Genomic DNA, 11,388 nt, shown 5'->3' with positions numbered 1-11,388 from the left:
AAAAACACGGGGGCGATCATGCCCCCGTGTCGTCAAAAGGCTACCAGCCAAATATCCTGTCAGAACACTGAAGGTGCCTAAGTGAACTGCATTAGGGCATGACCCCGCTTCTTTGTTGGTCCGACGATCGGCCGATCAGTTGGCTGTCTTCGCCTTGTCCTGCTCTTCCTTGAGCTTCTTGGCGAAATCCTGGTTGTTCTTGGCGACAAAATCCTGAAGCTTCTTCTGCCGGTCCTCGATGTCCGACTGCTGCAGCGCCGGGCCGTCATAGGCCCCGCTGAAGCCCTGCAGGGCGACCTTGATCGGGTTGGGCTGGTTCTGGAAATTGACCGAGGTCAGCGTGATCGCCTGGCCTTTCTTGAACGCGGCGACGAGCTGATCGGTCAGCGGCACTTCCGCCACGCAACGATCCGGGAAGCAGATGACATAATCGAGCTTCTGCGCCTTGCCGGTATCGATCTGCAGGCCGATGCCGGGAGGTACCAGACGACCGGTCGGGACCGTCACCTGGAACACCTTGCGGTTCACCTTGCCCTTCAGCTCGATCAGGCTGACGCCGGTAACCAACTGGCCGTTGCCGGCGGTGGTGATGTTCTGGACATTGCAGATGTCGACGTCTTCCTGCTTGGTGCAAGCCTTGAACCAGCCTTGCGGAATCTGCTGTTGCTGCTGTGCCGAAGCGGCGGGAAGCCCTGCGCAGAGAAAGCCGATCACGCCAGCGGCCATGACCGACAGGCGGTACGCGTTGCTGTTCAGGCTCGTCATGTCGTGCACTTCCTCTCAAATGATCCCGGGACCGGCTTCTTCGTGCCGTGTGGTCCAGCTACCTGTTGCCGAAATGAGGCAACAGAATGACTTCGGAGGGCGTGTTACACTGCAAGCGGTGTCGAATCCAGCCCGACGTCAGCAATTGTTGAACGCACGATTGGCCGGTGCGCGGCTGCCTCATGCTAGGGTGCGCACCGAATCATCAAGCCGACCCATTAAGGAGACGGTCATGGGCCGCGTTCTTGTTTGGCTGATCACCGCGACATCGTTTCTCGCACTTTCGCATCAGCCCGCCGCATCGGAGCCGAAGCACGCGATCGCCATGCAGGGCGAACCGGCGCTGGCGTCCGACTACACGCATTTCAACTACGTCAATCCCGACGCGCCGAAGGGTGGCTCGATCACCTATTGCGTCGTCGGCAGCTTCGACAATCTCAACCCTTTCATCCTCAAGAGCCTGCGCACGACGGCGCGTGGCATGATGGACACGATCTTCGGCAATCTGGTCTTCGAGCCGCTGATGCAGCGCAATGCCGACGAGGCTTTCACGCTTTACGGGCTGCTCGCCGACACGGCCGACATGGACCCGGAGCGCCGGAGCATCGAATTCCATCTGAACCCGAAGGCCAAGTGGTCTGACGGTCAGCCGGTGACGCCGGAGGACGTGCTCTTCAGCTATGAAGTCTACACCGAGAAAGGGCGACCGCCTTACAGCGACCGCATGGCCAGGGTCGCCAAGCTCGAAAAGACCGGCGACCACAGCGTGCGTTTCACCTTCAACGACAAGGCCGATCGCGAATTCCCGCTGATCATCGCGCTGACGCCGATCATCCCGAAGCACGCCTTCGACAAGGAAACCTTCGACAAGACGACGCTGAAGCCGGTGATCGGCAGTGGTCCGTATACGATCGCGCAGGTACAGCCCGGCCAGCGCATCGTCTTCAAGCGCAATCCGGATTACTGGGGCAAGGATATCCCGGCCAAGCGCGGTTTCGACAATTACGACCAGATCACCATCGAGTATTTCCTCAACGCCAACGCCAAGCTCGAAGCGTTCAAGAAGGGCCTTTGCGCCATCGACGACGATAGCGATCCAGTGAAACGCGAGCGCGATCTCGATTTTCCCGCCTTCCACAAGGGAGACGTGGTCGCGGAAACCTTCGACACCGGGATTCCGCCCGTGGTGACCGGTTTCCTGTTCAACACGAGGCTGCAGAAATTCGCCAACCCGGTCGTGCGGCGCGCGCTCGGCATGCTCTATGACTTCGAATGGGCCAACAAGAACCTGTTCGGCGGCAAATACACGCGCACGATGAGTTACTGGCAGAATTCCGAGCTTTCCGCGCTCGGTCATCCGGCCGACGACAGGGAGAAGGCGCTTCTGGCGCCCTACCCCGGCCGTGTGCCGGCCGATGTCATGGACGGCACTTACCGGCCACCGGTGACCGACGGATCCGGCCAGGACCGCCGCGTGTTGAAGGCAGCTTTCGATCTGCTGAAAAGTGTCGGCTACCACGTGCAGAATGGAACAATGCTCGATGCCGAGGGCAAACCTTTCGGCTTCGAGATCCTGACCGCCTCGCAGGACGAGGAGCGCCTTGCCGGCATCTACCAGCGCACGCTGGAGAAGATCGGAATCGACCTCACCATTCGGAGCCTCGATGGCGATCAGATACAGTCGCGCAAGCAGCGCTTCGATTTCGAGGTCCTGGTCGGATCGAGCGGCTTCAACAATTCGCTGTCGCCCGGCATCGAACAGACCGGCCGTTGGAGTTCGGCCGCGGCCAGGACGGAAGGCTCGTTCAATCTTGCCGGCGTGGCCGATCCGGCGGTGGACGCGACAATCGAAGCGATGCTGCGCGCCCGCACGAAGGAGGATTATGTCGCTGCCGTTCGTGTTCTCGACCGGCTGCTGATATCCGGCAACTACATGGTGCCGATGCAGCACAACACGCAGCAATGGATTGCATACTGGAACTACCTGGAACATCCGCGTAAGACGCCCATATTCGGGTATCAACTGCCGACCTGGTGGCGCAAACCGAACTGAAATCAGGAGATCGAGATGAGCGAACCGAACGCCATCACCGTCGATGTGGTGTCCGACGTCGTCTGCCCATGGTGCTTCATCGGTCAGAAGCGGCTCGACAAGGCGATTGCCGCTGTCGGCGATGTCGACGTGCATGTCCGCTGGCGGCCGTTCCAGCTCGATCCGACCATTCCGGCGCAGGGCAAGGATCGCCACGACTACATGCTGGCCAAGTTCGGCAGCGACGAACGCATCCGCGAGATTCATGCCCGCATTGAGCCGTTGGGCGAAGCCGAAGGCATTTCCTTCGCCTTCGACGCCATCAAGGTGGCGCCGAATACGCTCGATGCTCACCGCCTGATCCGCTGGGCCGGTGCTGCCGGCGAAGCCGTGCAGAACAGGCTTGTGCGCCGGCTGTTCCAGCTGAATTTCGAGGAAGGCGCCAATATCGGCGACCATGCCGTGTTGACCGAAGCCGCGCGCGAAGCCGGCATGGACGCATCAGTGGTTGCCACGCTTTTGCCGACCGACGCCGATGTAGAGGCGGTTCGTACCGAGATCGCCACGGCGTCGCGCATGGGCATATCTGGCGTGCCGTGCTTCCTGCTGGAAGACAAATACGCGGTCATGGGTGCGCAGGATGCCGATGCCCTGGCCGATGCCATTCGTCAGGTGGCGGCTGCCAAGGCGCGTGGCGAATTGGAAAAGGTCGGCTGAGGCAGGCCACCCTCACCTTCCCGGCAAGAGCAAGTCTTACTTCACCGTCACCTTGGCCTTGCTGATAAAAAATCCATGGCCATTCGTGGCCGTGCAAGTCAGTCCCTTGGTTGACGACTGGCACGAGAACGGCCCCGCACTCCAGCTGTTGCCGTAGCCAAGCTTGTCGACATCGCTGCAGCAGCCCTGCTCGCCTGGGTTCTTGATCAGCGTGGCCGGCCCCTTGGGTCCAAGGATGATGGTGACGTAGCGCGGTTCGACCCGCGAGCAGCTCAGCTCCGGGCCGCCATCCCTTGGCTCGTAGGTGCTGGTGCCGCCTTTCGCCGTGTAGATGCAGCCAATGTTGCCGGACGGCGTGTTGAACTCGATCTGGCCTTCGGCGCTGGCCGGGATGCTCTGCGAGGCGGCATGCGCCAAAGATACCGAGGCAAAGAGCCAGGCGAAGAGGGACAGGGTTGCGGCCGCGCGTGCAAGCATTGGGAACTTCCTTGTTGGAGAACCGGACATGCATGTGTGTCGACAATGCCCGACAAGGTTCAATCCCGAACGGATGAATTGTCAAACGCAGTTCCTCGGCTGACCCGACAAGACGGAACGCGCTGCTCAGACGATTTTTCCGGTCACTTCCTGACTCCGGCAAGGATAATGACGGCCGGCGCGGCGAGATCACAAACGGCAATTTTCGGGTTTTCAGGCCAGCCCGCAGTGAGAAACCGACCGATCCACATGATTTCGAGTTCACAAAACCGTGTGAAAACCTTTCCCTAAGGGAAGCTACTCAGACGGCCTGCCCCCCCAGATCAAACATTTGAAATTAATAATGATATCCTGATTTTTGCCGACCGTTGGCGCCATATTTCAGCGTGTAACCTGTTGCCTCACGGCAACGGGAGCCGGGGTAATCCGGTCGGCCCGGTTTTAAATTAATGGAAAATGATCAATTGGTGTTACCATCCGTAACAAAAGAAAAAAGGTTTGGGCGGGATAGTGATTCGGGTCGATAGACCATCGCAAGAGTCAGTACCGGAAAAAACACCTCGCGATGCCGCAGGGCGATCGCTTCTGACGCCGGTATCGTCGATGCGCAGCTTCTGGGGCCTGATGCGGGCCTACTGGGTCTCGGACCGCTGGAAGGAAGCCTGGACACTGACGCTGGTGATCGCGCTGCTCACGGCGCTGTCCAGCAAAGCCGGTGTCTGGTTCGCCGAAGCCTCCGGCGAACTGGTCAACTCGATCGCCTTCTTCCATGACGCCGCCAACACCACGCCGCTTCGCTCGCTGCTGGTCAATGCCGGCATCCTCGTACTGCTGGTCGTGCTCAAGGACGCCGGCTTCACCGGCATACGCAGCCTCGTGTCAGCGACGTTGCATCGCAAATGGCGCGGCTGGCTGGACAGCCGCTTCAACGAAGCGCTGCTCGACACCAATCATACGCATTTCCATGCCCAGCATGGTTCGTCCGGCAATGCCGCTCCCGACAACATCGATCAGCGCGTCCAGGAATCGATCAAGGACATGACCGGCGGAGCCATCGGTCTCGCCATGGGCGTCCTGGGTGTTGCCACATCGCTTTATTTCGTCGGCCAGAAATTGCTTGAAAACTCGGCGGAAGTGAAAGGGCTGGAATTCCTCGGCAGCTACGGCAGCGCGGTTCTGGCTTTCCTGGCGGTCGCCACCTACGTGCCGCTTAACACTTGGATCGCGGTCAAACTGGGTCGTCTGCTGGAACGGCTCAACGTCAGGATGCAGCAATCCGAAGGCAGCTATCGCGGCGAGCTGACCACTTTCCTGCGTCGCAGCTTCCATGTCGCTGCCTCGCAAGGCGAGGACGTGCAGAAGACGATGCACAATCGACTTTATGTCGACATCGACCGCACTTGGGCGCGGCTGAATATCGTCAACACAGGCTACAATTCGTTCGAGCTGATCTACAATTTCATTGGTGCCCGCATTGTCGCCTACGGACCTGGCCTGGTGCCGTTCATCCACAACGGTTTCGATCTCAAGGGCTACATAACCGGCTCCGAGCTGGTCAATTCGCTGATCAGTCAATGCTCCTGGTTCATCCACGTCATGCCGAACATCGCCACGCTGCGCGCCAACAGCCAGCGTGTCACCGAGCTGGCCAATGCGATCGAGAATGTTCAGCACCCACAGGAATTCTACAGCCAGACCGGCCGCTCCGACTTCCATTATGCCAGCCAGAACCCGGTTTTCGGCCTGACCATCCAAAAACTCGAACTGGCTCATCAGGGCGAGGACGCCACCCCCTTCCTCAGTGCCGCCAATTTGCGCTTCCGGCGCGGCGAGTGGACGTTCCTGAAAGGCGAATCGGGTTGCGGCAAGACCTCGCTGATCAAGGCGATCAACGGCCTGTGGCCGTATGGCCGCGGCACCATCGTCTTCCCCGAAGGCGTGAAGAGCTTCTATGCCGCCCAGGAGGTCAAGCTACAGCCGGTGTCGCTGAAACAGCTGGTCTGCCTGCCCGGCTCCGAGCACGATCATGGCGATGCGCAGGTCGCGTCGGCGTTGCACAAGGCCGGGCTTGGCGATTTCATCGAACACCTGGCCGACGAAAACCGCGAAGGCAAAAGCTGGGATCAAGTCCTGTCGGGCGGCCAGAAACAGAAGCTGGTGGTGGCCCGCATCGTGCTGCAGCAGCCGGGGCTGCTGTTCCTCGACGAGGCGACCGGCGCGCTCGATCCCGATGGCAAGGTTGCCTTCCACCAGGCCATCAAGGACAACTGCCCCGATGTCACGGTGATCAGCGTCATGCACGAGGCGGTGGCGCCACGATCGATGACAGGCAGCGAATTCTACCACAGCATCGTCGCGATCGCCGACGGCGTCGCCACCAAGAAGCCGCTGGTTCCGACCCTGCCTGTCGAGCTCACCACCATTCTCACGCAGCCGAGGCCCGTCGAGGATAAGTGGCTGCGTTTCTCGCGCCGGCTGAAGCAGAAATAACGACGCGGTGACCGAGCCGGCCGCGACTTGCGGCGGCAGGCGATCACAGTCTCGCGATCTCGGCCGCTCGCCGGCATTATCCTTCCTCACTGCGATTGACTCGGCAAGGCGCGCTCCTATGTTGCGCCCGCTTGCAGACAGTCAAACGCGAACCCGCAAGCGGAAAGGTCACCGCGCCATGCCTGGCGACAGTCACAGTCGAACGCAACCGCCGTCCGCCTAGACGTGACCTCGAATGGTTCATGTCCTGCCGGACGGCAAGGAGTGAGCCATGAACGAATTTACCGCCGTAGCGAGCGACGAGGCCGTCGCGATCGCCCGTATCCTAGCCAACGATCACGTCGCCGACATTGTCGAGGCCCTGAACAGGGAGCCGCGAGAAACCGCGACGGAACTGCTTTGCGAAGTGACGTTCGAGCGGCTGGTCGAGATCTTCGATCAGCCTGAACTCGACGGCGCGTCCGAACTCATGGAGGCACTGCCGCGCGCCAAGGCGGGCAAGCTGCTCACCGCCATGTCGGTGGACCGCGCCGCCGACATCCTGCGCGAACTGGAGGAGCCGGCTCGTTCCGAGCTGCTCGGCGGGCTTGCACCGCCGCTGCGCGCCACGTTGCTTGCCATTCTGGGCTATCCCGAAGGCAGCGCCGCATCGATCATGACGACGGAGTTCGTCAGCGTGCCCTCGGATTGGACAGTCGGCCGCACGCTCGACTACATCCGCAAGGTCGAGCGGACGCGCGAAACCGTCTATGCGATCTATATCGTCGATCCGCAAACGCACCTTCTGGTGCGATCGACCGGCCTGCGCCGGCTGATCACGGGCGAGCCGGACGATTCGATCATGACGGTGGCGCCGGATCGTATGCCGGTGACGGTCGGCCCGCTGACCGATCGCGAAACCCTGGCGCAGACGATCTCGAAATACGATCTGCTCGCCGTCCCGGTCGTCGACCACGGCAAGATCCTCGGCATCGTCACCATCGACGACATCATCGACACGATGATCGAGGAGACGACCGAGGACGCGCACCGTTTCGGCGGCATGGAAGCGCTTGACGAGCCGTACATGAAGATGAGCTTCCTCGCCATGATCAGGAAGCGCGGCGGCTGGCTATGCGCGCTGTTCATCTCAGAGATGCTGACGGCCAATGCCATGCAAAGCTATGAGGGCGAGTTGGAGAAGGCGATCGTGCTGACGCTGTTCATCCCGCTGATCATGAGCTCTGGCGGCAATTCCGGCTCGCAGGCGACATCGCTCGTCATCCGGGCGCTGGCGCTGCGCGAGATCGGTCTCGGCGACTGGTGGCGCGTAGCGCTGCGCGAACTGCCCACCGGCCTCGTGCTGGGCGCCATGCTCGGCGTGGTCGGCGTCTGCCGCATCGCGCTCTGGCAGTATATGGGCTTCTATGACTACGGCCCGCACTGGCCGCTGATCGCCACGACGGTCGGCGCGGCCCTCGTCGGCATCGTCACCTTCGGCTCGCTGTCGGGATCGATGCTGCCGTTCGCCTTGAAACGCATCGGCTTCGATCCTGCCAGCGCATCGGCTCCGTTCGTCGCCACGCTGGTCGATGTCACCGGCCTGGTGATCTATTTCTCGGTGGCGCTGGTGATCCTGCGCGGCACGCTGCTGTAGCGGCATCCTGATCTCCGCCGTGGCATGACCTTGCTGCGGCGGAGTTCTTCTTCAGCCCAGGTTTTGCCCGTCAGCCGACCCGCTCGCCGTCCTTCACGCGGTAAGTCGGCTTGTACATGGTGACGAGTTCTTCCGCCGCTGTCGGATGCACCGCCATCGTGCGGTCGAAATCATCCTTGGTCAGGCCGGCTTTCAGCGGAATGGCGAGAAGCTGCGCCATCTCGCCGGCGTCCGGCCCCAATATGTGGGCGCCGAGCACTTTCTTCGACGCGCCATCTACCACCAGTTTCATCAGCATCTTCTCGTCGCGTCCGGACAGGGTGTGCCGCATCGGCCGGAATGTGGCGCGGTAGATTTCGATGTCGGGGAAGCGTTTGACGGCATCGTCCTCCGACAGGCCGACGGTGCCGATCTCCGGCTGCGAAAAGACCGCTGTGGCGATCGTCTCGTGGTCGGGCGCGGTCGGATTTCCCTTGAAGGCGGTTTCGATGAAACACATCGCCTCATGGATCGCCACCGGCGTGAGCTGTACGCGGTTGGTGACGTCGCCGATCGCCCAGATGTTGTCGATGTTGGTCCGGGAGTATTGGTCGACCGCGATCGCACCGATCTTGGTCATCTCCAGGCCGATGCCTTCGAGGCCCATATTCTCGGTGTTGGGAATGCGGCCGATGGCCAGCATCACCTGGTCTACCGTCAGCACCTTGCCGCTGGTGAGAAGCGCGTCGAGCCGGCCGTCCGGCCGCTTGCGGACCCATTCGGACACGGAATGGCAAAGGATCTTTATTCCCTTCTTTTCCATCGTCTCGTGCAGCATGCGCCGCAGATCCATGTCGAAACGGCTGAGGATTTCCTTGCCGCGATAGACCAGCGTGGTGTCGACGCCGAGACCGTGGAAGATGTTGGCGAATTCGACGGCGATGTAGCCGCCGCCCTCGATCATGATCGCCTTGGGCAGCTCCTTGAGGTCGAAAGCCTCGTTGGAAAAGATGCAATGTTCGTGGCCGGGCAGTGCCGGATGCGCCGCCGGGCGGCCACCGGTGGCGATCAGGATCTGGTCTGATGTGACGGTACGGTCTTCGCTGAGAAGATGCACCACATGCGGGTCGACGATCATGGCTCGCGAATGAAAAGCCTCGCCGCCGGCGCCCTCGACATTCCTCTGGTAGATCGCCTCCAGCCGGCTGATCTCACGGTCCTTGTTGGCGACCAGCGTCTGCCAGTCGAAACTGGCTTCGGGCACCGTCCAGCCATAGCCGGCTGCGTCGGCGAAATGCTCCGGAAATTGCGAGGCATAGACATAGAGCTTTTTCGGCACGCAGCCGCGAATGACGCATGTGCCGCCAAAACGGTATTCCTCGGCGATGCCGACGCGCTTGCCGAGTGCGGCCGCCACGCGCGCCGCCCTCACACCGCCCGAACCGCCGCCGATGACGAAAAGATCGTAGTCGTAACCGGCCATGACGGCTCCTTGAGTTTCGGAAATTTGAGAGACAGGTAGGCCGCAAAGCGTCAAAAGAAAAGCCCGGACAAGCCGGGCTTCGCAGATGGCCGCAAGGCCGTTTGATATGCGGATCAGTTGTTGTCCGCGGGCGCCGCACCATCGGCGGGTGCCGCGCCATCCGCCGGGGCGGCGCTATCCGCGGGTGCGGCTGGCGCTGCAGGCGCCTTTGCCTTGGAAGCCGCCGCCAATGTTTCGCCGACCTGCTGGGCGAGATCGCGGGCGAGGCCGTTCTGCCAGATGTCGGCTGCCTTGACCAGGTCGCGGGTCACCGTCGGGCCGCTGTCGAGTAGCTTCTTGCCCGAATCGGAATTGTAGAAGGCGGCGATATCGGTGAGTTCCTGTTCCGAGAACACTTTTGCGTAGGCGAGCGCTGCTTCCTTCTCGAGGTCGGCGCGGCGCGAAGCCAGCGCCAGAGCCTCCTCGCTGATGGTCTTGCCGATCAATTCCTGCATGTCCGGGTTCTTCTGGATGAGCTGCGACTCGAGCGCGGCGGCTGCCTGCGGCAGGATGTTGTCGAACGGGTCGGTCGCGTGGATCGCAGCGACGGCGGCGCGGGCGGCCTTCAGGTGCGATTCCGTTACATCCTGCGAAAACGCCGGCGACGAGAAGGCGAAAACGGCTGAAGCCGCCAGAAGGATGGAAAGGCTGCGAACCCGGTTATGCAACATCATGATCGGTAGAACTCCCTGGTTTTCGGGCGGCATGGACAGTTTGGATACCGTCGCCGCCGGCGATGATGGCCGCTGACGCCAGCCCGATGAAAAGACCATGCTCGACCACGCCCGGAATGGCATGGAGAGCATTCGAAAGCGCTCTTGTATCCGGAATGCGGCCAAAAGATGCATCGAGGATAAAATGGCCGCCGTCTGTAACAAAAGCCTGCCCCCCCGTCATCCTCAATATGACCGGACCGGAAAGACCGAGCTTTTCAGCCGCGGCACCGATCGCGATTTCGGTTGCGCGCAGGCCGAACTGGTTGACTTCGATCGGCAATGGAAAACGGCCGAGCGTCTCGACCATCTTCGACCGGTCGGCGATGACGATCATGCGCTGGGAGGCGGCTGCGACGATCTTCTCGCGCAGCAGCGCACCGCCGCCGCCCTTGATCAGGGTCAGCTCCGGGTCGACCTCGTCGGCGCCGTCGATGGTGAGATCGAGCTCAGGTGTTTCCTCCAGTGTCGACAGTGGCACGCCTAGCTCACGGCAGAGCAACGCGGTGCGCTCCGAAGTCGGCACGCCGATGACGGTCATGCCGGTCGCAACCTTTTCGGCAAGCAGCCGCACGAACTCTTCGGCCGTGGTGCCGGTGCCGATGCCGAGCCGCATGCCGTCGCTCACATGGGCAAGTGCCGCCCGTGCGGCTTCGACCTTCAATTGCCTTGCATCCATGCGGCTTGCTGTCCCGAAACCCAGTGTTTCGGGCTCCTACCATTTTTGCCTGTCCGGTCAAAGCCCCTGGCAAGAGCTCTGCCGATGCGCCGCATCTCATCGAAGTGCGCGCGAACCATCAACGGCCGACGGAAGATAGGAATTATTTCCTCTGTCTCGTTGACCCGGTGAGGGCAGGCATGCTACATATTTGCCCATGGTGCTGATTCGCGCCGACAACCCGCCGCCGCCGTGGCGGGTTTTCCATTTGTGGCGGGGCGGCCCCCCAATTGGACCCCCCGGGGGGGGCCCCCCATTTGGGGGGGCCCGCCCCCCAATTTACGCACCGCGGGGGGGGCCCCAACGCCCCGGCCCGCGGGAGGGCCGCAAAAGTTGATT

Annotated in this window: 9 protein-coding genes; 4 read left to right on the top strand and 5 right to left on the bottom strand. The window is 61.7% G+C overall.

Annotated features, from left to right (window positions below):
• Nucleotides 1-135: 135 nt before the first annotated feature.
• A complete protein-coding gene (locus NKI38_RS32600; RefSeq protein ID WP_352635353.1) occupies nucleotides 136-765 on the bottom strand; it encodes an invasion associated locus B family protein in 630 nt (209 codons plus the stop codon).
• A 232-nt stretch (nucleotides 766-997) separates the two neighbouring features.
• Between NKI38_RS32600 and NKI38_RS32595 the strand changes: the two genes are divergently transcribed.
• Nucleotides 998-2,818, top strand: coding sequence for an extracellular solute-binding protein (locus NKI38_RS32595; protein WP_352664875.1), 1,821 nt, complete (start codon nucleotides 998-1,000; stop codon nucleotides 2,816-2,818).
• 15 nt (nucleotides 2,819-2,833) lie between these two features.
• Nucleotides 2,834-3,514 (top strand): DsbA family oxidoreductase, encoded by a 681-nt coding sequence (locus NKI38_RS32590; RefSeq protein WP_352664873.1) that lies wholly within the window; start codon nucleotides 2,834-2,836, stop codon nucleotides 3,512-3,514.
• A gap of 36 nt (nucleotides 3,515-3,550) precedes the next feature.
• On the opposite strand, the gene NKI38_RS32585 is transcribed toward NKI38_RS32590, so the two are convergent.
• Nucleotides 3,551-3,991: a hypothetical protein gene (locus NKI38_RS32585; RefSeq protein WP_352664871.1), complete on the bottom strand. Its 441-nt coding sequence runs from the start codon at nucleotides 3,989-3,991 to the stop codon at nucleotides 3,551-3,553.
• Between the two features lie 603 nt (nucleotides 3,992-4,594).
• Between NKI38_RS32585 and NKI38_RS32580 the strand changes: the two genes are divergently transcribed.
• Entirely contained in the window at nucleotides 4,595-6,481 is a 1,887-nt protein-coding gene (locus NKI38_RS32580; RefSeq protein ID WP_352664869.1) for an ABC transporter ATP-binding protein/permease, read from the top strand.
• A 271-nt stretch (nucleotides 6,482-6,752) separates the two neighbouring features.
• Nucleotides 6,753-8,117 (top strand): magnesium transporter, encoded by a 1,365-nt coding sequence (gene mgtE / locus NKI38_RS32575; protein WP_352664867.1) that lies wholly within the window; start codon nucleotides 6,753-6,755, stop codon nucleotides 8,115-8,117.
• 70 nt (nucleotides 8,118-8,187) lie between these two features.
• Here the strand turns inward: mgtE and gor are convergent, their stop codons facing one another.
• The 3 genes from gor to rpiA all read right to left on the bottom strand — a co-directional run bounded on the left by gor (nucleotide 8,188) and on the right by rpiA (nucleotide 11,010).
• Nucleotides 8,188-9,579 carry a glutathione-disulfide reductase gene (gene gor, locus NKI38_RS32570; RefSeq protein ID WP_352664865.1) on the bottom strand — a complete coding sequence of 464 codons (1,392 nt, stop codon included), beginning with the start codon at nucleotides 9,577-9,579 and terminating at the stop codon, nucleotides 8,188-8,190.
• Nucleotides 9,580-9,692: 113 nt separating this feature from the next.
• Complete coding sequence (locus NKI38_RS32565; protein WP_352664863.1) at nucleotides 9,693-10,292, bottom strand: DUF2059 domain-containing protein; 600 nt, start codon at nucleotides 10,290-10,292, stop codon at nucleotides 9,693-9,695.
• Nucleotides 10,279-11,010, bottom strand: a complete 732-nt coding sequence (rpiA, locus tag NKI38_RS32560; RefSeq protein ID WP_352664861.1) for a ribose-5-phosphate isomerase RpiA — start codon at nucleotides 11,008-11,010, stop codon at nucleotides 10,279-10,281. Before rpiA ends, NKI38_RS32565 begins: the two co-directional genes overlap by 14 nt.
• Between the last annotated feature and the right edge of the window lie 378 nt (nucleotides 11,011-11,388).

Source organism: Mesorhizobium sp. M0621 (assembly GCF_040320745.1).
In the GTDB taxonomy this organism is placed as follows: Bacteria; Pseudomonadota; Alphaproteobacteria; order Rhizobiales; family Rhizobiaceae; genus Mesorhizobium.
The sequence above is the reverse complement of the archived record's forward strand: the minus strand, read 5'-3'. Positions and strand labels throughout refer to the sequence as shown.